We start from the raw sequence: 23,368 nt of genomic DNA on the forward strand, positions 1-23,368 counted from the left end.
CTGGGAGGGAGAAACGGATGAGTTCAAAAATGATAAGTTTGGAAGAAGCGGCGGGATTAGTCCATGACGGTGACCGCATTGCCTTCGGCGGCAATGTGCTGCACCGTGCGCCGATGGCAATGGTGCGTGAGTTGGCCCGTCAGCGGCGGAAGAATCTTCGCATTGTGAAGACGGCAGGAGCGCATGACATTGATCTTCTGTGTGCTGCTGGTTGTGTGGAGTCCGTTGATGCGGGATTCGTCAGCTATGAGACGGAATTTGGTCTGGCGATGCATTACCGCAAAGCGGTAGAAGCCGGAAGAGTGATCGGTAATGAGCATGCCTGCTATACCGTAATTTGCGCTCTGCGTGCCGCGGCAGCGGGAGCGCCGTTTATGCCTGTTGTTGGACTTAAGGCTGGAGATCTGTTGGAGGCAGCGGATTATTTCCGGGTGATACAGGATCCGTTCAGCGGCGATCCGGTAACGGTTGTTCAGGCAATTGTGCCGGATGTTGCTGTCATTCACGTTCAAGAGGCTGATGATCTGGGCAATGCCATCATTTATGGACCGAAATTTGAGGATGCGCTGATGAGCCGTGCGGCACGTAAAGTGATCGTAACAACAGAGAAGGTCGTACCCCGCAGTAAAATCAGGATGCGCCCTGATTTAGTCAACATTCCCGGATTTCTAGTCAGTGCCGTGGTGCATGCCCCGAGAGGTGCGGCGCCTTGCTCGGTGGAGAAGGCCTATGATGCTGATACGAAGGCTATCGAGCGCTTTAAGAAGCTCAAAGCTGAGGAAATGGACGTCTATTTGCGCGAGTACGAGACGAAGGACAGAGGTTTTAAGGCAGGTGGATTAAGATGAGTATAAATTTCATGAGCAAGGGCGCTGAGCCGAGAGTATGCGATATTATGATCTGCGCGATGGCAAGGCTATTAAGAGATGAGGACCGTGTATTCCACGGCGTATCGTCGCAAATGCCAATGGTAGCGATGATGCTGGCCAGACATATGCATGCCCCGAATCTCGTTCATCTGAATATTCCCGGTGGTGTCAATCCGGCTTCGATTAAGAAGCCGTCATACTCCTCGGCAGGCTCCGAATTGCTGGCGAGCGGCGAAGCTTATTTCCCGCTAGATTATGTATTCGATCTGTCCATGCGCGGAGGGCTTGATGTAGCCTTCCTTGGTGGCGTACAGTTTGATGTTACGGGCAATGTCAATGCATCTGTCATTGGTGATTATCATAAGCCGAAGGTACGTCTGCCCGGCGGAGCAGGCAGCGCGGTGCTGATCCCTACAGCGAAGCGCGCGATCATCTGGCGTACGAAGCATGATAAGCGTACCTTTGTGGAGAAGGTTGATTTTGTGACGACTAGGGGAAACCTGTGGAAGATCGTCACGAATCTATGTGTCTTTGAATTCAAGAATGGCAGCTTGCACCTGGATTCGATCCATCCGACCTCCTCACTTGAAGAGGTGGCTGCCAACACGGACTTCCCGCTGCGCTACGACGAGATTCGTTATACCCCACTGCCGACAGAGCGCGAAATGAGCCTGTTGAAGCAGATCGACCCCTTCGATTATCGTGCGAAGGAAATGTAAAGTCTCGCATAGAGTCGCCCGACCGGTATAAAGCCGGGAAACGGACGGCTCTTTTGGCATGTTCTTGAATCTAGTTAGTAGGGTGGTGGATGGGCTCGGGGGTAGAAGTTTGCACCAGGAGTTGCTCAGTTCATCTGAAGCGTGGAAAGTGGTCGGCTCTGCTGCTCCTTTGTCTCTCTAACGAAATTACAGAACGCTATTACCTCAAAAATAGTGCCAAATTGAATCCAACGAAACTGCATATCGTCATTGAGACTAAATATAGGCTTACAGTGCTTCGTTTACATTACTTTAAAAACAGACCCAAGCTTTTTGTATCATGCATTAATAGCATAAATTATATTTGTAAATGAGCATTTTGCATTAATCTAAGCCCTGATGAACAAAGGTTTTTGAGCACAAAAAAGGGACTTCACCCCGACTTGGAGAAGTTTTCAAGTGACCAAACCAGAAAACCCAAGGGAGGGAAGTCACTTTGTATATTCTACAAGAAAGTCTATTTTCCTTTGATGAGCTACAAAAACTTGAATCTAAGGAATGTTTGCCTATCTTTTTCAGTCCCCTAGACTTACGACCCTATGCTAAGTAATTGAGAAGTTATTCAGCCCGAGGTGCTGACGGGCATTGTAGGCAAGGGATTCCTCGAGCGCTGCTTGCTGCACCGCTCGAGAATATCAATACATTTACGGGTCTACATCGTCGTTTGGATGTCGATCTTCGCTTTCGTTATCAATGTGGACTTCGGCTGGATCGTGAAGCTCCTTCTATCGCGACATTAAGCCGCGTGTTTGCTGAATTAACCAGCAAGGGGTTGGCTAAACGCCTGTTTGAAGATTTCGTCCTCCAATGTAAGAAGGAAGGAATCATCGACGGAAGTCATGTTGCGATCGATAGTGCAGCAATTCATGCCTATGAGATGAAGCAGCCAAAACGGAAAAGCGAGCGGACTGGCAATGTCAACTGGGGCGCGAAGTTCGACTCGTTTGGCAACAAGGTCAAGTGGTTCGGCTACAAGCTTCATCTTGCAGTTGACACTGCAAGCGAGCTACCGATGGAGCTCTCCGTCACACCAGCTCATGTCAACGACGGCGATATGGCTCCGTCACTCATAGGACAAGTAGCAGCGGGAACGAAAGTGAAGTTCTTTATTCTTGATGCAGGATATGACCAACTGAAAAACTACGATGCAGCGCGAAACGTAAAAGCCCAGGCGATTATTCCGATGAACCTGCGCAATGAAAAGGAACCTCCTGCGGGTATGACATCCAGTGGTACACCCTGCTGCTCGATGGGTTTGCCTATGACCTACTGGGGAGCCGATGGTGATTACTTGAAATTTCGCTGTCCCCATGCCACAGGTAAGATCGACTGTTCGCTCGGCATGGCTTCATGCTCGGCATCCAACTATGGAATGGTCGTTAAAGTCGATACGAAAAGCGATTTACGACGCTACTCGAGTCCACATCGGGACACGAAACGCTGGAAGGAGCTTTATAACGAAAGAACAAGTGTTGAACGATGTAACTCCCGGTTGAAAACTTATCTGACCGCGGATGCCATGCACGTCTGGGGCATTCAAAAGGTGACCACTCACCAGTACCTAAACGCGATCGTATTACTGGCCTCTGCGTTAGCGGTGGCCCGTCAGGAAACCGCCGCTTAAATTTTTGATACAGCAAAAATTCTGCAGGTCTGCCCTTTTTTGCGATTCAAGTCGGTTAAGCTAATAATCCCGTTCTACTAGGCCCTGGACTTTGTCAAGGTTCAGCCACTCACCGGCGAGAGTCGCGAGTCCGTATTTGTCGTCGATGATTCCATGTTTGAGCGTAATCGGAGTAAGGTGGTCGAACTGCTATCCCGGTTTAAGGATCATGCAACCGGCTGCTACTACAAGGGATTCCGCATGCTCACACTGGGCTGGTCGGATGTTTATTCCGGTCGACTTCTCTTTGCTCGCTTCGCTCCGGTCGCAAGTAAACGGCATCCTGGAGGGGATCGATAAACGAACCTCCGGCTACAAGCGGCGGATCGAGGCTTTGCTGCCTGCTCCCGAAGTCATTCCCTCCATGATCGATCGTGCGATTTCCATTGGTGTGCGGGCTTCTTACGTGTTGATGGACAGTTGGTTTACGCACGCTCCGCTCATCCAATCGATGCTCGATCGCGGTATGGGTGTTATCGGTATGGTCAAAGCCGATAAGAAACGGTATCTGTTGGGCCGCCGTCGCTTGACCCTTCAAGAGCTGTACTACCAAGCTGTCCCCGTTCAAGGAACGAACAAAGGGATTTTGCGTTCCATCCATACGAAGCTATCACCGGGAATACCCGTTACCATCGTTTTTGTGCGCCACCGGTCAAACAAGAAAGAATGGCTTGCCATTCTGTGCACCGATCTGACGCTGTCCGAAGAAGAAATCATCCGAATCTACGGAATCCGTTGGGATATCGAGGTATTCTTCAAGTGTGCCAAATTGTTACTGCGTCTGCAAAAAGAGTTCCAGGGCCGTTCTTATGATCTGCTAGTCAGTCACACGACAATTGTCTTCTCCCGTTACATCCTCCTGGCATGGCAGCATCGACAAAGTACCGATAACCGTACCCTCGGAGGCTTATTTCATCTACTTTGTGATGAAGTCAGTCAACTCGATTGGGCGGTTGCTCTCAAGCAACTCATTGAAATCCTTGAAGAGGTGGCGAAGAAAGCGAGCAAGAAAATCACAACTCACATCCAAACGCAACTCCAACAATGGATTGCCGCTTTGCCCAGTTACATCAAGGCTTATTTGCCGATTTCAAGCTGCGAAAGTTGAGTTAAAAATATCAAATATATAGAAGAATAGCCTAAAAACTGTCCTCAATCTTTAAGCGAAGCGATTATCCTGCCCACAGATAGGGTTGTCGTATAATCAGCGGGCGTTCCAGAATGCTTGTGACCAGTCGGCCAAAAAATTGTTGAAGTCGGTGGATTAGAATTCAATGAAGACATCGTTACCCATGTACCGCAGCTGTCTCTAAAGCTCAAGCAGTCGCATGTTACGGCATCATGACGTGTCGTCCATTCGGGAAGAGGATCGGGAATGGATTCGAATTTTTGATCGCAAGCCGCGACGACGAGCCTGGCATTGGTTAAAGCTCCAAAGGGCTCAGCTTCGGCAATGAAAGTTTTTACAACCTCACCGCCCACTTTAAAGTCCAGATTGTTATCACAATTCATGGATAATTCAATAGGAATCGTTGCACCGCTTTTTATCATGTAGGGCCCTCCATCGTTGGCGAATCCGGTATTCCAGAACCAGTGCCAATTATCGTTAGCTGCTTCGGCAGGTTTAGTGGACAGGCCGCACTCGTAATGGACACTCGCGCCATATACCCCTAAATAGAAGTTAATGAAGCCGACATTCTTTTCGAAGATCGCACTTTTCGGAAGCTGAATGGTAGTTTTTAGCCCATATACGGCCTCATCCTTTGACCAACGCAGAACTTTTGCATACTCTTCCATGAATATTACCTCTTTTCGTTATATTTTAGGAAAAAGAGAGGACAAGCAGAGGGCATGCCTAGCAATTACCCCTCTCATAAGATAAAGGTAATTTTGGGAGGTTTTTAACAACCTATTCTTATAAAAAATGCTTGATGCTTAAACATCGCCTACCCACGAATTTTCAAACTTTTAGTGAACACAGTCTGTAAAGAGCCTAGAAAGATAAAGGTTTCACCGTCGAGGAAAGTCTATCCATGGTATAATGTAAGCGTAACCAATATGATATACGTTCGTGTTGTTCATTCATTTGAAGGAGGATGAATTTCATGTTCGAGGGGTTCTTGGAAATGCAGGCCGTGGTTACTCGTGTACATGAGAAGCTGGAGCTTGGCGGGGAATTGGAGTATCGCAAGCTCGAGTATGGTACGGATCGATTTCTCCACACGCCGGAGCCAGGCAGACACCATCCTAGCCAGGAGCAGTCTGGGCGCTTCTCTATACGCAAAATTTGGAGTCAGTAGACGCAGCCAGGCTCTTTTAACAAGGGTCGGGGAGCAGCAGGATGCAGTACAATTCAGGAATTGGCGGTTTTCCGGATATGATTCGGGGGATCGCCTTTTTTAATGGGGAGGAGGGTACCATTTTAAATGGGAACTACCTCAATCAAAATAATTACATAAAATCCACAAGTTGTTTGGTGGATCGTGTAATAGATCGTGTTCATGTCCCTTTTTTGTGTATAATAGGCATATATTATTTCAGGTCTGATACTTAGAAGGGGACGTAATGAGATGAAAATTCGGAAAGCGATTATACCTGCAGCAGGATTAGGAACGCGGTTTTTGCCAGCGACGAAAGCGATGCCTAAAGAAATGCTGCCGATCGTGGACAAGCCGACGATTCAGTATATTGTAGAGGAAGCAGTCGCCTCAGGAATCGAGGACATCATCATTGTAACTGGGAAGGGCAAGCGGGCGATTGAGGATCACTTTGATCATTCCTTTGAGCTGGAATTTAATCTCCATGAAAAAGGCAAGTGGAAGCTCTTAGAGGAGGTTCGAAAGTCTTCGGAGATGGCAGACATCCATTATATTCGGCAGAAAGAGCCGAAGGGTCTGGGGCACGCGATTTGGTGCGCGAGAAAGTTTATAGGGGACGAGCCTTTTGCCGTGCTGCTCGGGGATGATATTGTCGAATCAGAGAAGCCATGTCTGAGACAAATGATTGAAGTGTATAATGAACAGAAGTCATCGATCGTTGGCGTGCAGTCGATCCCATGGAGTGAAGTTTCGAGGTACGGCATCGTGGATGGAACGGAGATTGGGGATCGTGTTTACATTGCCAATCAGTTGGTAGAAAAGCCCGATACCGATAAATCGCCGTCTAACCTGGCTATTATGGGCAGATATATTTTAACTCCGGCAATCTTTAGTATATTGGAGGAACAGCGTATCGGCGTTGGCGGCGAAATCCAGTTGACGGATGCGATTTCAAGGCTCAAAGAGTATGAACGGATTATCGCTTACAATTTCGAGGGAACCCGTCATGATGTAGGCGAGAAGCTCGGATTTATTGAAACGACGATACATTATGCTTTGCAGAACGAGGAATTAAGAGACCAGCTGCTGGATTATATGGCACAGATAGTAGATAGAAACGAACGTAAAAAAACGGCCTCTCGTTAACCGAGAAGCCGTTTTTATGTTGTATTTAGAACTGCAGCATTACGAGCTGATCAATGGAGTCTTTCTCAGCAGGATCGATTTGGATTAGATTATCGTAAACCGCTTGATCGCTTGAACCGCTCTTTTGCAAAGCAGCCAGATACCAGCGGGCAATTTCCCGCACGGTTGGATCATTCAAATCTTCAGTCAGGCCATTTTTTAAGATGGCAGCTGCCTGATCGGGCTGATTCATCATAAATTGCATTTTACCAGCGCTTAAAGACATCTGCGGTGTAATGTAGAATTCGCCACCTTGGAACTGTCCTGGAGGCAGGCTTTTCAAATGCTCGACCCCAGCGGCAACATGCGCATACGCATCTAATCCGGTTTTAAAGTATTGTTCTTTCTCAGCCATATTTGCTTGGCCAAGTGCCTGATAACCAAGCTCATAGGATTGATAGATCAGTTGATCGTACCAATTCATATCCCAAGCATATTTGTCGGCGTTGTCCCTAAGTATAGCGTATACCTGTTCTGTTTCCCCTTTTAACTGGTGTAGTGCAATGAGCTGGTTGTAGATATTTTTATTAAAAGGTTCCTTCTTTAAAGCCTTCGTTAGCAAGCTGTAGTTTTCATTGTAGAAAGATTCGTCCTGCGTCTGCTCATACCCCGCTTTCAAGAGTACATGCAGGTTCAATACAGCGTCTGGCTGGTTGGCGCGCTTCTTAAGCGCACGATCCAGCGGCGATTTGATCTCCTGGAAGTCTGAACTTGTGCTCATTAGGTATTTGCCCTTTGTCACTTCATCATTAGCTTGAATATAGCGAATAGAAGTAAAGATCAGGACGAGAGACGCTACTACCGCTACTACACTATAAAGCCCGCGTGCTGTAGAAGGCTTTAGGGCTAGCCGCTTCACGGGTTGGTTATCCATAGCCGCAGCCATTCCAGCCAGTCCAACGAAAACGATGATGCCGATGTAAACATAGCTCATATTGAAGTCCATCATACTGTGAATCAACAACGAGAAAACGAGAATGAAGTAAATGAAATAGGATTCGCGCTGTTCCTCGGATGAACGAATATAACCTTTGATATATTTATAGAAAATAAACAGGATGAAGGCCAAGAACACTACAAATCCCAGAATACCAACCTCAACTAAATATTGCATGACAAAGCTGTGAGCTTGTCGGCTGAGATAAGGGTTGTTCTGATATTTTTCATACAGGGAAGCCCAGGCTCCGCCGCCAGCCCCGATAATAGGATAGTCCTTCATAACTTTAAGGGCATCCTTATAGAAGGTTAAGCGTTCAAGCACACTGTGCTGCTGGAAGTTAATGTTTTCCAGACGCTCGCCGATGTTGCCTGGCAATAAATGCTTGGCGTTCGTTCCAAGAAAGACCGCTGCTAAAATAACAACAGCTACGACAGAGCTGATAGGCAGCCATAAATTGGATAGCTTCCGCTGAGATAGGCCGCTTAGCCGCTCCTCGAGCTTAGGAGCCAAGAAGCGCTGAATGACCCAGGCAAGAGCAGAAACGATTACAGATACGATGAGTACGTATCCCCAGCCTTTGGCTGGATCATTAATGAGACCTTTGTGGAATTGCTGCCCCAAATCCGTGACGGGCTTGGCGATTAGCAGCGTCCCAACCCCGGCAATTAAGCAGTATAGGATCCATAGAATTTGCTTCGCAGGCTTTAGGAATAGCAGTAATACGATAAACACGACTGGCAGGAAAACTAAGCCACCACGTGACAGAGTCAGCAGGATGGAAAGCGCCATCGGCACAAGCATGAAAGCATGGATGGCTTGCTCATACCATTTCTTGGAGCGTGTAATAGCGAACACCGCGACAAAGAAGAAAGCCATCAGGAATGCGGCGTATGTATTCGGATATTGGAATACCGAGGCTAGCCGCGGGCCGTTTGCGTCAATCCATACCGCCTGGTTGTAATACCCGTCGATTACTGTTCCAGAAAACCAGCCGACCAGTGCGGATGCGGTTTTCCCCTGACCGAGCCAGTTTAGCAGCCCGAACAGTACAATTAGGTAGGCTGCAGTAATCGTCGTTGTCTCCACGAACCGATTAGCCTGTTTATTTTGCAGCAAATATAAGCCTATAATAAACATAATGGCGTAGATACACTGAATGAGCACCATATTCATAGCAAAATAATGCGATGCTGCAGATATGATCGAGAGCAGGTACGTGATCGGCAGCAGCAGTACGAAGGCGGCCGTCCAATCTCGCTGATCCTCGAGTTTAATATTTTTGTAGTAAGCGACTAACCAGATCAGCAGCAGAAAGCTGCCGATGATGACCGACCAATAAATTGGCTTCTCAAATTGCAATAATAGACCATTGAACAAGCCGGCTTGAAAGGGAGCCCAGATCATCAAAAAAACAATACCAATCTTTAACAGCCATGCAGCAATCGACAATTTGTCCCCATTTCTCGACGCTGAGGCTTTTTTCCCGTATACTGGATTCGACAAGGTTACAATCTCCTTTGCTTGTAGATACGTCAATTATTTTAGCATAATGGTAGAGTTGGAGCCAAATATACATTTATCGTTGATATACAATTTCGGTGGTGTTGAAAATTAAAAGTGTTCTTTATCAAATCACATATAAGATTGCAGTTGTCTTTAAACCATTAATTGTGCGTTTGTTACCTCAAGAGTTAAGACAAAAAGCAAAAAAAGTGCTTCTTAGAAAGGCATTCCCCATTGAGAAAACATATAGAAACCAACCTAAGACCAACTTATCTAAAGGTGTTAATTTGATAGGTTATTCAAGAGCTGAGATGGGTATTGGGGAATCATGCAGGATTGCGGCAAGAAATTTATACGTTGCTGAGATTCCATTTGGAATTCTTAATTTCATAGGTACTAATGCTGCCAGGATGCTAGATTTGACATGGAGCCATAAAGAAGTGGAAAATCCACTACATAGCGTTAATTTGTTTCATATTAATGCTGAGCAGATGACGGAAGTTTATGCTCACTACGGCAATTCTCTCTTTCAAGAAAGGTATAATATAGGTTATTGGCATTGGGAATTACCAGACTTTCCTGATGAGTGGATAGATAATTTTAATCTAGTGGATGAGGTGTGGGTGCCTTCCACTTTTGTGGCTGATTCGATAGCATTGAAAAGTCCAGTCCCAGTAGTGAAGATACCCCATTCGATCAAAGTTGATATAGAGGAACCTAGAAATAGAGAGTATTATTATTTACCCGAGAATGCTTTTTTGTTTCTATCTATGTATGATGTGAAAAGCTACAAAGAGCGAAAAAATCCACGTGCTTCTATAGAAGCCTTCAAATCAGCGTTTGCACCAGATGATCTACGTGTTGGTCTGGTGCTTAAAGTAAATAGCTTTAAAAGTGGTCAGGCCGAGTTAGAATTACTAGATTCCCTTATAGAAGATTATCAGAACATTTATTTAATTAAACATACGATTAGTCGAAATGATATTAATTCATTATTATCGATAACGGATTGTTTTGTATCTCTGCATCGTAGTGAAGGATTTGGGCTTGGTTTAGCAGAGGCAATGTATTTAGGAAAACCTGTGATAGGTACGAATTGGTCGTCTAATATAGATTTTATGGATAGTGGAAACTCCTGTTTGGTCGACTATACGCTAATTTCACTAGGTGAGGATTATGGCCCTTATAAAGGATATCAATATTGGGCTAATCCTGATATTGATAACGCAGCGAGATACATGAAGAGGTTAGTAAGTGATAAAGATTTTTATCAATCCATTGCCCTCGCAGGACAAAAGCATATTCTGGAACACTATTCGCCAGAAGCCGTCGGTAAGTTAATCCAGAAACGTCTTGACTATATTTATTTATGGAAATTTGGAGGATAATATGACAATTACCTGTGTAATTATGGCTGGAGGAAAAGGAGAACGCTTTTGGCCCAAAAGTAGAACGAACTTGCCAAAGCAATTCCTTAATATTTCAGGGAATAAGTCGATGATTCAGCAGTCCATTGCCCGCCTTGAAAAATTAATAGATATCAGTCAGATTTTTATTGTCACGAATGAACTTTATGCCGAGTTAATTAAAGCTCAAATTCCACATTTACCTTATGATAATATTATTATTGAGCCTGTTGGAAGAAATACTGCTCCTTGCATAGGGCTAGCTTCGATTTTGATTGAAGAGAAATTCCCGGATAGTACAATGGTTGTATTACCATCTGACCATATCATAGAAAATGAAGAGGGTTTTATACAAATTCTGAAGACTGCAGCGGAAGTGGCACAGGATAATATAAGTTTAGTGACTTTAGGGATCCGGCCTACTTATCCAGAAACTGGGTATGGTTATATTGAAAGCACCGATCATAAGGATATGGTAAACGAGCTTGAAGTGTTCAAAGTAAGTAAGTTTGTTGAAAAGCCAGACCTTGCAACTGCCGAGTCCTATATGGAAGCAGGAAACTATTATTGGAATAGTGGGATTTTCGTTTGGAGAACTGAAGTCATACGTCGTTATATTAGGCAGTTGATGCCGGAAATGCATGATATACTTGAAACGATCCGTGCTGCTTTTGGTCAAACAAACGTCGACGATATTATTCGGACAGAGTTTATAAAGATGCCTGATCAATCAATTGACTACGGTATAATGGAAAAAGTGAATGACATCTTTGTAATTCCGTGCATATTCGGATGGGATGATGTTGGCAGTTGGACAGCGCTTGAACGAATTAATGACCTTGATGAAAATGGTAATGTAATTAAAGGAAATATTTTAAATTTGGATACAAAAAGATGCATTATTGAGAGCAATGGAAAGCTTATAGCAACACTGGGAATTGAGGATCTAATTATTGTTGATACTGAGGATGTAACTCTAATTTGTAGTAAGGATAAGGCTCAAGAAGTCAAACTGCTGCTTAAAGAGCTGAGAATGCAGAAGTTGGAACAATACTTATAAACATAAAATAAAGTAAAGTCATTTAATTAAGGATTAAAGGAGATTAATACCATGAATAAAAGTGCATTGATTACAGGAATAACGGGACAAGACGGTTCGTACTTGGCAGAACTTCTGCTAGAAAAGGGTTACAAAGTATATGGTCTTCGCCGTAGAACAAGTACGCCAATGATGGAAAATATCGAACACATTAAAAACGAGATAGAGTTTATTGAAGGAGACCTGCTGGATCATGGTTCTCTTGTTAATGCTGTTCTAGCTTCAAATCCAGATGAGGTTTACAATTTGGCAGCCCAGTCTTTTGTTGGAACTTCTTGGGATCAACCATCATTAACTGGCCAGATTACAGGCATTGGTGTAACCAATTTATTGGAGGCAGTGAGATCTAAGAAACCCGAGGCTAAGTTTTATCAAGCTTCAAGCAGCGAAATGTTTGGTAAAGTGGTGGAGACACCACAAAAAGAGACAACTCCATTTTATCCACGCAGTCCTTATGGGGTCGCCAAGGTTTACGGGCATTGGATTACGGTGAATTATCGTGAGAGTTATGATTTATATGCTTGTTCGGGTATTTTGTTTAATCACGAATCTCCTCGTCGAGGCATTGAGTTTGTAACCCGCAAAGTAACCGATGCGGTAGCGAAAATTAAACTAGGAAAGCAAAAGGAATTAAGAATGGGCAATCTGGATGCCAAACGTGACTGGGGCTTTGCAGGTGACTACGTCAAAGCAATGTGGCTGATGCTGCAACAGGATAAACCAGAAGACTTCGTTATTTCGACTGGCGAAACACATACTGTTGAAGAACTGGTGGAAATTGCGTTTAGCCATGTAGGTCTAAACTGGAAGGATTATGTTGTAATTGATCCTAAATTTGTCCGTCCGGCCGAAGTGGATCTGCTCCTTGGAGACTGCTCTAATGCCAAAGAAAAACTGGGATGGAAGCTTGAGGTAGGTTTTGAAGAGTTAGTGAAAATGATGGTGGACAGTGATCTAGCTCTTAATTTGAAGAAATAAATACTTAACCTAAGAATATTAGGGAGATGCACACGCAGAAAGCAAGTTACAAAGTGATAAGTTACTTTGTAACTTGCTTAATCCATTTTAAAATCAGTCATTATATCAATAAGTTAGCTTAGGTGGTAGTAACAGAGATGATTAAAGAATTTAAAGAAATATACAATTACAGACAGATGCTGATAAGCATTGTACGTAAAGATTTGCGTTCTCGATACAAAGGTTCTTTTCTTGGATTTCTTTGGACATTTATTAATCCGCTTCTTCAGCTGATAATTTATTCAATTGTATTTCCGTACCTTCTTAGGTTTAATCAGGAAAATTATCCGATGTTTTTGTTTGTAGCTTTGTTGCCTTGGATTTTCTTCTCATCATCTCTGCAGGGCTCTACCAGCAGTATTGTTGCAGGGGCTAATCTAGTTAAGAAAATCTACTTTCCTAGAGCGATTCTCCCACTTTCTGTAGTGTGCACTAACCTAATGAATTATATATATGGTCTAATCATTGTATTCCCTGCCTTGTTACTAACAGGTGTTAATTTAACTTTCAATGTACTTTGGCTTCCTATTGTATTATTTGTGGCTTTTATCTTCACATTGGGACTCTCCCTACTATTATCAGCTCTATACGTTAAATTTAGAGATTTAGAACATATTGTTGGAATTGTTATTATGGTTTGGTTCTATTTAACTCCTATTGTTTTTAGTATTGATATATTTCCAGCTCATATAGCGGATATTATTAGTTACAATCCAATGGTACCCATTATTAATGGGTTTAGAGATACTTTGTTATACGGTCAATCTCCAGACTGGCTAGCCTTATCCTATGCATTGGCAGTAGGGCTTGTTATTCTAACTCTTGGAGTATATGTGTTCCGTAAATTTGAAAAGACCTTTGCGGAGGAACTTTAGCATGAAGGATCAATATGCAATATCAATTGAAAATGTAAGCAAAGCTTTTAAAATATACCATGATAAACCACTAACTTTAAAAGAAAAATTATTGAAACTAAGAAGTAACGACTATAGCATGTTTAATGCTGTTAATGGAGTAAATCTTGAAATAAAAAAAGGAGAAACCTTAGCGTTAATAGGGCACAACGGTTGCGGGAAAAGTACACTGCTAAAACTTATAACGAAAATTCTTTATCCCGATAAAGGAGAAATTAAGGTTAATGGGAGAATCTCCAGTCTTATAGAACTGGGAGCTGGGTTTCATCCTGACTTTACGGGACGTGAAAATATATATACAAATGCCTCTATTTTTGGATTATCCCGCAAAGAAATCGATGAAAAATTGGATGAAATTATTCAATTTTCTGAGTTAGGGGAGTTCATTGATAATCCAGTCCGTACTTATTCATCTGGTATGTATATGAGATTAGCATTTTCGGTAGCCATTAATGTAAACCCTGAAATCTTGTTGATCGATGAAATTCTTTCCGTGGGGGACGCTAATTTCCAAAAAAAATGTTTTGATAAGATTGAAAGTTTTAAAAATAGCGGGGCGACCATAGTTATTGTTACACATGATCTGGGAACAGTTGAGAAAATATGTGATAGAGTCGTATGGCTAGACAAAGGCAAGATTATAGAGCAAGGTGAGCCCGATCGGGTTGTGAATTTGTATCAGCAGCATATGAATAAGAAATTTGTTGAACAGCGGGAAAGTGAATTTGCTCAGGATATTCAGATAGTCGTTCCTGAAGAAACTACTGTGAATAATAGCAATACGCAACAAAAAGTACAGCAGAATTTTTCTGATGATAATCGATGGGGTTCTAAAGAAGTAGAAATAACTGAGGCTAGGATTATTAATGGGAACGGTAAAAGTACAGATATTATATTAGCCAGCGAATCCATGACGATCGAGATAGATTATAAGGTAAATAGTCAACAAAAAGAATGTATATTTGGTATGGGCTTCTATACTTTGAACGGAACTTTGATATACGGATGTAATACAGAAATAGATAAATTGAAAATAGAAAATTTAAAAAAATCAGGAACTGTTCGTTTTTATATTCCAAAATGCAGTTTGTTAACTGGTAAATATAAATTAAATGTTGCGATTGTTGATTCAGAACACAGGGCATTAGATTTTATTAAATATTATATGGACTTTAATATAATTTCTAATGAAAAAGCGGTTGGTGTTATTTCTATAGATCATAGATGGATACTTTGATAATAATTTAGCGGACTGTTTTTAGATAAAGGCGGGAAGGATGAGCGCTATGGAACATAAATTTAGGAATATTGAACATGAGGTGATTTTTAACAAGTTAACTAATGATAATTATCTCTCATATGATAATCCAGAGCCTATGAAAAGCGAGGATTACTATAGGGAGATAAGCCATCATATTAATGTTATGAATAATACACGAGAAAATTATGCCTATAGGTATATAAGTTCACATAGAAAGATTTTAGGTTCTACGATTGTATTCGGCAAAAAAGTAATAAGAAAATTATTGAAGTGGTATATTGACCCAATCGCTATTCAACAAACTAATTTTAACAATGCAGTAACCCCTTCTATAGGGAAATTAACTGAATTAGTGAGTGGGCTTAATAGTGACTTTTCAGAGAATATTCAACAACAAAAAATGAAAATGTTCGAATTGCAAGAAAATTATGAGTCCCAACTAAATCAGATGAGAATTCAACATCTTCAAGTAATTGAACGATTAGAAGCGAAACTGGAAGCAAATCAAGCGTTGCTCGATTTGCATGCCGAAAAGCTCGTGGCAGTTGCTAAGAGTATGGAATTACTTGAAAGTATTGATTCCACTTCAGTAAATACGAGTGAATCCAATTTTTATTTGAAAAAATCCTATTCTCAATCGGGTGAAGACAGTATATTAGCCTATATAATACGGGGGTTGGGAATTTCACCTGATAAAGTGGATTATATAGATTTAGGAGCTAATCATGCTCGGGAAATGAGTAACACCTATTATTTTTATAGCATGGGTGCAAAAGGGGTAATCGTTGAGGCGAATCCAGAGCTCATACCTGAGCTTAAGTTTTACCGACATAGGGATATTATTTTAAATAATTGTATTGACGTCATAAGTGGTAAAAATGTGGACTTTTACTTATTTAATGGTGATGGGTTAAGTACGTCAGATTATAACATGGCTCAAAATTACTGTAACGTTAATAGCGAATTGGAAATAACGGGAAAAACGATTGTGAGAACAATTACATTACCTGAGATACTAGATACTTATTTCGCTAAAGGTCCTACAATATTGTCTATAGATATAGAGGGGAAAGAAATGGAGATTCTAGAGTCCATAGATTTCAACAAATACAGACCCTTATTAATTGTAACAGAGATGATAGAGTATGATACTAAGTTGTCTTATCGGACTAAAAATGAAAAGATTAAACAATGGCTAGAGTCTAAGGACTATGATGAATATGCATATACTGGAATTAATTCTATCTTTATTGATAGAAAGTATTTAGAGGAAAGGAATTTTTAAGAATGAATGTTGCGATAGATACTCTGGCTATTTTAGGACCTGGATCGAAAAATAGAGGAATAGGCAATTATACTACTAACCAATTAAAAAAGTTATTTGAGATTGATAAAGAAAATAAGTACTTTCTATTAAATTTCTACGAAGAAATTCAGTTAAGAGATCTTCTTGATTACGATGGTAATGTAAGTGAACATTACTTTAATCTTGGAATAAATGATTTTCTGGCAAAGGACTCTAAGTATGGTTATATTGTTGGGGAAATTATTAAAAAGTTCATTATAGATAATAAAATTGATGTTTTTTATATAACATCCCCATTTGATGGAAGTATTCGTTATCAATTAGATTGGCTTAAAGGTACTACAGTAGTTGCGACGGTATACGATATTATTCCTTATTTATTTAAAGAGAAGTATCTTTCAGAGAAAGTAACATATAAAGAATATATGTATAATCTCAATAATGTAATCCAAGTTGATAAAATGTTAGCTATTTCAGAAAGTGTGAAACATGATGTCATTAATCAATTAAAAGTGAATGAGTCAAAAATTGATGTTATTTTTGCTGGAGTTGATGAGTCATTTGAGGAGAAAGAATATTCTCCTTCTGAATATCAGGAAGTGAAAGACGCTTACGAGATAGACGACGCTTTCATACTTTGTACGGGTGGCGATGACGAACGTAAAAATATTGGGGAGTTAATTATAGCTTTTGCAAAATTACCAAAGTATATGATAGAGAAGTATCAACTAGTTGTTGCGTGCAAGTTAAGTAAGCATTCTGAATCTCATTATAAAGATTTGGCAAGAAAACATAAAATAGCGGATAGAGTGGTATTAACCAATTTTGTACCTCATGATCATCTTATTAAATTGTATAATCTTGCGTACGCATTTGCTTTTCCATCAAAATATGAGGGGTTTGGACTTCCTGTTATTGAAGCAATGGCATGCGGTACACCCGTTCTTACATCAAATAATTCAAGTTTAGGTGAAATAGCACAAGGTGCTGCTATCTTGGTTAATCCTTTTGATATTTCTGACATTACTAGAGGATTAATTGAGCTATTAGAGAAAGATGATCTCGATGAACTGGTTAGAAAAGGTTTTGACAAAGTGGAAAAATTCACGTGGGAAAAAGTTGCAATTAATACCCTCGAGGCATTCAAATCACTAATACAAATAGATAAAGTAACTGGTAATAAGTCCGAAGTGATTCGTAATAAGATTGCTTTCTTTACTCCACTACCTCCATTGGAGTCTGGAATCTCAGATTATAGCGTGGATATTTTAAATGAATTGTCTAGTTATTTTGACATAGATGTATATATTGATAATAGTTATGACGCTAATTGCAGTCTTATGGAAAACATTAATGTATTGAAGCATCCTTTATTTTTAGAAAAATCTGAAGATTATTTAGATATTATATATCAGGTTGGGAATAGTCAGTATCATTCTTACATGCTTAAGTATATTAGAGAATATCCCGGTACTATTGTTCTCCATGACTATAATTTACATGGATTATTACATCTTGAATCCACTAAGCAAGGGGAATTGAATGTTTATAAGGAATTTTTGTATGAAGATTACGGCTCAGAGATTATCGATAGTTATATTGATGATCTTAAAAAAGGAAGAACTAATATTAAAGAGTTTGATCTTCCAACAAATGGTGCTGTGACTAACTATGCTAAAAAAATCATTGTGCATAGTGATTATGCAAAACGGTTACTATTGGAAAAGAATATTGGGAGAACTGTAAAGAAAATATTATTGTATTCTAAGAGTGAAGAAATAAAGAATAACTCCAATCTTAGAGCTGATCTTAATATACCGAATGATGCAATTGTAATTTCAGCATTTGGTCATATTCACGAGACAAAAAGAATAGTTCCGATAATAAAAGCTTTTAATTTGTTGCAAAAAAAATATGAAAATGTGCGATTATATTTAGTCGGCAAGCCATCTCCAAGTATTACTCAGGAACTCGAAGATTTAATTATTAATAATGACTTAGAGGATAAAGTTGTAGTTACAGGTTTTACTGAATTGTCAGTTTTTGAAGACTATATTGATGCTTCAGACATTTGTATAAATTTGCGATATCCCTATAACGGGGAGACATCGGCAAGTTTGATGAGGATTTTAGGAAAGGGGAAATGTTCGTTAGTTAGTGATTTAGGGAGCTTCTCAGAATTGCCTGATGATTGTTGTATTAAGTTAAGATGTGCCGAAGGACTCTCTGAGTATCAAGAGGTTCAGGATATTTTTGTAAATTTGAGTCAATTGATAGATAATCCAAGATTATTCTCGAGTATTAGTGAAAATGCAAGGAAATATGCTAAGGAAAACTTAAACCTTACTAGTATTAGTAAACAATACAGAGACTATATTCTAAAAAGTGTTAATAATACTATTTCTGAGACAGTAATTAAAAATCTTTCAGACATTTTGAGGGATTATAATAAAGATGAATTGTATAAGCTGTCTCTTACTCTTGCATACCTTATAAAAAACTAACAGAAAACAATGAGAGAGGAAGACAGATTTAATGTCTCTTGGTATAACTAGTAACATTTTTCTAAAAAAAGAACGTATAGCACTTTTAATGATTTTTTTTGTAATATTCACCATTCATGTTTGGAGAATTAATGATTTTTATCTTCCTTTTGTATTAGACGATGAATTTGGATATTGGAGTATTGCTGCATATTTTGCAGGATTGGATTGGTCAAGTGCCACATCACATATTGCTTATTATTCATATGGATACTCTGTCCTATTGACTCCATTATTTTGGATATTTGATGATCCGATTATAAGATATCGAGCGGCATTGGTTATAAACTCCGTTTTACTGAGCTTAATTCCAATAATCTCGTTTAATATTGCAAAAAGGTTGTTTTCGAAGACTGACAAAATCCTTCTATTGTTTGTATCCATTTGTGTATCTTTGTATTCATCGTATATTGTATTTGCGAATGTCGCGTGGAGCGAGAGTCTGCTGATTTTTATGTGTTGGATGATTGTGTGGTGCTTCCTGGACATTAATAAAAACACTTCAATATGGAAATTTTTATTAATTGGTTTTTTGTTAGTCTATGCATATACTATACATCAGCGAGCGTTAGGTGTTTTAGTTGCAGGAATAATTGTAATTTTAATCATGAAATTCAGTAAGCATTTAACTTGGAAACAGGCTTCTGTGTTTAGTATATCTATTGTGAGTTTTTTTACTCTACATATATTTATAAAGAGAGAAATTGTCTCGAATGTATGGCTAAATTCTTTTACATCTACCAAAAATGATTATTCTAGTCAAGTCAGTAAAATAGAGAGTTTATTCACGTTAAATGGACTTTATAAAACATTTTCTACGTTGAGTGGCCAATTATTCTATATTGGTGCTTCTTCTTATTTAATGTGTTATATCGGAATGATTTATTTAATTATTGGTATCCTTAAGCCAATTTGTTGTAGAAGACTGAATAAAGATATAAGTTTTAGGGAATTAGTCTGTAATAATAAATCAGTACATTTTTTTTTAGCGCTTTCTTTTTTAGCAACCTTATTAATTAGTGTAATTTCTATGAATAATCCTAATCGTTTGGATCATATAGTGTATGGGCGTTATGTAGAAATGATCCTAGGCCCATTAATATTAATAGGAATTATTAGTTTGTTTGAAAATACTAAGCGTATGTTAGTTCCTCTTATATTAAGTTCAATAGTAATAATCATTAGCGGAATGATAACAAAGCAGGCAATTATTAGCCTTGGGAGTACAGCAATTAATCCTGTAACCTCCGTTGGAACTTGGAACTTTTTTTCTGAGGGTAGTTATAAAATATTTACACTATCTATTATTACTATTGTTGGTGCATTTGTACTCTGGGGGAGTTTTATTTTAAAAAATAAAACGAAAATGTTGACCTATGCAGTTTTAAGCGTGATTTGCTTTTTGTTCATATTTATGGGAAAAAAAGTGTTGATTGATGGAGTGATTCCTGTTCATCAGTCTTTTGTAAAATCAAATAATATTGTTAAATACATTAAAAATCAACATGGGGGAAATAATAAATCTGTTTATTTCTTATTAGAAGATACCTTTGACATTAACAGTTCAAAAGATTTGTTTCAGTTTCTTCTTGGTGAGAAGCCATTAATTTGTGTAAATAACGATCAATTAAGTAAGTTAACTGGCGATAGGTATGTTATAACTAGCAACCCTAATCCTCTTTCATTTCCCAATAAAAGTGAATACTCATTAAAGTATGCAATAGGCTCATACTTTTTGTGGGGCGCTGAAGATAATATCCCAAATCAAAGTGGAGAAATAGAATTACCATTGTCTCTGTTTAACACACTAAATGGAAAAATATATACAGATGGAGTAACTTATAAATATATAGAATCAGATGGAACAGCCAATTTTTTGTTATATGGTCCTTACATGAGGCTTGAGGAAGGTAAATATTTTGTTAATTTTGATCTGGAGTTACTTAGCAGTTCCCAAGAAGAATTGGGATATATAGATATTGTTAGTGGTGATAGGACTCTAATAAAACAACCATTTAGTAGAAGTTCGATTAATGATGATCACTTATTAACCGTTAAATTGCCAGTTGAAATAGAAGAAACGAAAAAAAATATTGAGTTTCGAATCTTCACTAATTCCGGTGTTAATTTACAAGTGAAACAAGTCTCTCTTTTTTCAGAAGAGTATTAATAACTTTTTAAGACTTAAATCTAATTCTGGTAATAAAATTAAAAAATAAGATAAATAGATTTGGCATTAATCGTTAACTTACTTAGGAGGATTCTGAGTTGAAAACTAAAAAGGTAACTATTTTAGCTGCTACATTTTCAGGCAATAAGGGTGCAGCAGCAATGCTACAAAGTATCATTTTAAATCTTAAAAGTGACGTAGAATTTTTTAACGTTTTATCAGTTTACCCCAAAGAGGATAGGAAACAAAATCCTCATCAAAATGTGCGAATAATTTCGGCTAAACCGGAAGAGGTTATTTTTATTACGTTTCCTCTTGCACTTTTATATTACTTAGTAAGTTGGATAAAACCATTGCGAAAATTATTGTTGAAAAACAAGTTGTTAGTGGGATTTTATGAAACTGATTTGACGGTAGATGCAGCGGGGATTAGTTTTGTTGACTCAAGGGGAATAGTGATGAACACTTATAATTTTATGTGCATAGCTATTCCCGTTCTTTTAGGTAAAGAGGTTGTTAAATTCTCTCAAGCTATGGGACCATTTGATCGTTTCTGGAATAGAACGCTAGCTAAGATAGTTCTACCCAAAGTTACTCAAATTTGTGCAAGAGGAGAAGTGACGATGGGACACTTGAAGAGTATTGGTCTTAATAATATAAAATTATGTGCAGATGGAGCCTTTTCTATGAAGGATTCTGATCGAGCTAAGATGGCAATTGATAATTTGATTAGATCTGATGAATTTTATTCAAAGCCTATTGTTAGCGTGTCAATAAGTTCGGTTGTTGAGAAATACTGTTCCAAAGTTGGTATTGATTATATTGGAATTCTAGCAAAATTTATTGACTATCTTATTGAGGAAAAAAAGTATGGTGTTTTAATAATCTCAAATGCTGCACGAGAAGGGAAACATGGTAAAAAAAATAATGATTTAATTGTTTGTCAAGATGTATATGATCATGTATCTAATAAAGCTAAATGTAGATATTATTCGAAAGAATTTACTCCAGAGGAAATAAGAGAGATGATTGGTCTTTCAAATATACTAGTTGCATCTAGATTTCATGCTATGATTGGGGGGTTACATGAATCAGTCCCCGTTCTGCTTGTTGGGTGGAGTCATAAATATAAAGAAGTTTTAGATATGTTTGATTTGTCTAAGTATGCTTCAGATTATAAAAATTTAAACTTTGAAGATTTGGTCAAAGAGTTTAACCGTATAGAAATAGATCATGAAGATATTATAAAGAAAATTCAAAAGAATCTACCTCAGGTGAAGGGGAGTTCTTATAACAATATAGAGATTATTAAAGATATATTAAGAGTACAGTGAGGTGTGCTATGCCACTAAATTACGATAATCCAGAAAAATATATTGGGCAATTTGAAGAGACTTATTTAGGATATGCAAGTGAAAATTTAATTAGGAATGGAGCAGGTTCTGGAGGAGTTACTTCTGCAATTTCGATATATTTATTAGAAAAAGGCTATGTTGATGGCGTATTGGTAAGCAAATCAGAAGTTAGAAATGAGAGAATTACAGCCGATTGTTTCATAGCTACAACTAGACAAGAGATTTTAGATAGCAGACAAAGTATTTATATGGATTTTAATTATACTAAGAATTTGCGGGCTATTTTAGATTTTAAGGGTCAAATTGCTATGGTGGGATTACCTTGCCACTTTGAGATTCTCTCAGGTCTTGAGAGCAAGCATCCAGAATTAAAAGATAAAATTAAATTCAAGTTATCCTTATTTTGTAGTGGAGTTCCAAAAACAAGTATGGTACATGAAGTTATTAATAATAAAAAAGTAAACAGTTCTGATATAAAAAAATTTTATTTTAGACAAGGACACTGGAGAGGTCAATCCAAAATAGTAAAAAATGACGGAACCGAAATTGAATTTTCGTATTTGAAAAATTTTGGAATGTACAAGAATATGTACTTTGATATGTTACCTCGGTGTAGTGTATGTAAAAATCATTTTGGCTATGATGCTGACTTTAGTATTGGAGATGCTTGGTTAAAGGAAATGAAGGTTAATCCAATCAAACATAATTTATTTATAGCTAAAAATAATAAAGCTAATCGAATTGTTCAGAATATGATAAATGATGGTTTTTTAAAAGCTAGTTTATTTGATTATAAGAAGGTTTTGTATTCTCAACGTCGTCCAATTACCTATAAGTTTTATGCAGCTAAAGCTAGAAAAGTGGTCGCTAATTTGTTTGGTATAAATTTAAAGGTGGATACTCCTGATAAATCAGCTTTTCATCATTATATTGTAAGTATATTTATTAGTCTTAATGTTAAGTTGAGTGAGAATAAAAAAATGAGAAGAATAATATATAAAGTCCCCAAAAAAATAATGTATTCTTATCACGCTTTCATTCGCTTATTGTTGAGCCGTTAA

At 38.8% G+C, this 23,368-nt stretch carries 16 protein-coding genes and 2 pseudogenes; 16 read left to right on the forward strand and 2 right to left on the reverse strand.

The window, feature by feature from the left end; translation table 11 throughout:
* The first annotated feature begins 17 nt into the window (after positions 1-17).
* The 4 genes and pseudogenes from ACE3MQ_RS12545 to ACE3MQ_RS12560 all read left to right on the forward strand — a co-directional run.
* A complete protein-coding gene (locus tag ACE3MQ_RS12545) occupies positions 18-848 on the forward strand; it encodes a CoA transferase subunit A (protein WP_379392976.1) in 831 nt (276 codons plus the stop codon).
* Entirely contained in the window at positions 845-1,588 is a 744-nt protein-coding gene (locus ACE3MQ_RS12550) for a CoA-transferase subunit beta (protein ID WP_379392978.1), read from the forward strand. Before ACE3MQ_RS12545 ends, ACE3MQ_RS12550 begins: the two co-directional genes overlap by 4 nt.
* A gap of 475 nt (positions 1,589-2,063) precedes the next feature.
* Positions 2,064-3,251: pseudogene (locus ACE3MQ_RS12555) on the forward strand (transposase).
* A gap of 96 nt (positions 3,252-3,347) precedes the next feature.
* Positions 3,348-4,398 (forward strand): annotated as a pseudogene (locus tag ACE3MQ_RS12560) (IS4 family transposase); the annotation flags it as partial.
* Positions 4,399-4,442: 44 nt separating this feature from the next.
* Here the strand turns inward: ACE3MQ_RS12560 and ACE3MQ_RS12565 are convergent.
* Positions 4,443-5,087, reverse strand: coding sequence for a hypothetical protein (locus ACE3MQ_RS12565; protein ID WP_379392983.1), 645 nt, complete (start codon positions 5,085-5,087; stop codon positions 4,443-4,445).
* 308 nt (positions 5,088-5,395) lie between these two features.
* Here ACE3MQ_RS12565 and ACE3MQ_RS12570 point away from each other — a divergent pair, with 308 nt between their 5' ends.
* Positions 5,396-5,590: a hypothetical protein gene (locus tag ACE3MQ_RS12570; protein ID WP_379392985.1), complete on the forward strand. Its 195-nt coding sequence runs from the start codon at positions 5,396-5,398 to the stop codon at positions 5,588-5,590.
* A gap of 270 nt (positions 5,591-5,860) precedes the next feature.
* A complete protein-coding gene (gene galU / locus ACE3MQ_RS12575; RefSeq protein WP_379392987.1) occupies positions 5,861-6,754 on the forward strand; it encodes a UTP--glucose-1-phosphate uridylyltransferase GalU in 894 nt (297 codons plus the stop codon).
* A gap of 25 nt (positions 6,755-6,779) precedes the next feature.
* Here the strand turns inward: galU and ACE3MQ_RS12580 are convergent, their stop codons facing one another.
* The gene (locus ACE3MQ_RS12580) at positions 6,780-9,236 is read right to left on the reverse strand and encodes an O-antigen ligase family protein (protein ID WP_379392989.1); all 2,457 of its coding nucleotides are present in this window, start codon (positions 9,234-9,236) and stop codon (positions 6,780-6,782) included.
* 98 nt (positions 9,237-9,334) lie between these two features.
* On the opposite strand from ACE3MQ_RS12580, the gene ACE3MQ_RS12585 reads away from it, so the two are divergent.
* From ACE3MQ_RS12585 to ACE3MQ_RS12630, 10 genes are all read left to right on the forward strand, one after another.
* Positions 9,335-10,624 (forward strand): glycosyltransferase family 4 protein, encoded by a 1,290-nt coding sequence (locus ACE3MQ_RS12585; RefSeq protein WP_379393103.1) that lies wholly within the window; start codon positions 9,335-9,337, stop codon positions 10,622-10,624.
* Position 10,625: 1 nt separating this feature from the next.
* Entirely contained in the window at positions 10,626-11,702 is a 1,077-nt protein-coding gene (locus ACE3MQ_RS12590) for a mannose-1-phosphate guanylyltransferase (RefSeq protein WP_379392991.1), read from the forward strand.
* A gap of 51 nt (positions 11,703-11,753) precedes the next feature.
* A complete protein-coding gene (gene gmd, locus ACE3MQ_RS12595) occupies positions 11,754-12,719 on the forward strand; it encodes a GDP-mannose 4,6-dehydratase (protein WP_379392993.1) in 966 nt (321 codons plus the stop codon).
* 137 nt (positions 12,720-12,856) lie between these two features.
* Entirely contained in the window at positions 12,857-13,633 is a 777-nt protein-coding gene (locus tag ACE3MQ_RS12600; protein ID WP_379392995.1) for an ABC transporter permease, read from the forward strand.
* Position 13,634: 1 nt separating this feature from the next.
* Positions 13,635-14,909: an ABC transporter ATP-binding protein gene (locus tag ACE3MQ_RS12605; protein ID WP_379392997.1), complete on the forward strand. Its 1,275-nt coding sequence runs from the start codon at positions 13,635-13,637 to the stop codon at positions 14,907-14,909.
* Positions 14,910-14,949: 40 nt separating this feature from the next.
* Positions 14,950-16,218, forward strand: a complete 1,269-nt coding sequence (locus ACE3MQ_RS12610) for an FkbM family methyltransferase (protein ID WP_379392999.1) — start codon at positions 14,950-14,952, stop codon at positions 16,216-16,218.
* 2 nt (positions 16,219-16,220) lie between these two features.
* Positions 16,221-18,743, forward strand: coding sequence for a glycosyltransferase (locus tag ACE3MQ_RS12615; RefSeq protein ID WP_379393001.1), 2,523 nt, complete (start codon positions 16,221-16,223; stop codon positions 18,741-18,743).
* Positions 18,744-18,774: 31 nt separating this feature from the next.
* The gene (locus tag ACE3MQ_RS12620; RefSeq protein WP_379393003.1) at positions 18,775-20,952 is read left to right on the forward strand and encodes a hypothetical protein; all 2,178 of its coding nucleotides are present in this window, start codon (positions 18,775-18,777) and stop codon (positions 20,950-20,952) included.
* Positions 20,953-21,050: 98 nt separating this feature from the next.
* Positions 21,051-22,286, forward strand: coding sequence for a polysaccharide pyruvyl transferase family protein (locus ACE3MQ_RS12625; protein WP_379393005.1), 1,236 nt, complete (start codon positions 21,051-21,053; stop codon positions 22,284-22,286).
* A gap of 8 nt (positions 22,287-22,294) precedes the next feature.
* Entirely contained in the window at positions 22,295-23,368 is a 1,074-nt protein-coding gene (locus ACE3MQ_RS12630) for a Coenzyme F420 hydrogenase/dehydrogenase, beta subunit C-terminal domain (protein WP_379393007.1), read from the forward strand.

Origin of the sequence: Paenibacillus lentus (assembly GCF_042714055.1) — a bacterium.
GTDB classification, from domain to species: domain Bacteria; phylum Bacillota; class Bacilli; order Paenibacillales; family Paenibacillaceae; genus Fontibacillus; species Fontibacillus lentus_A.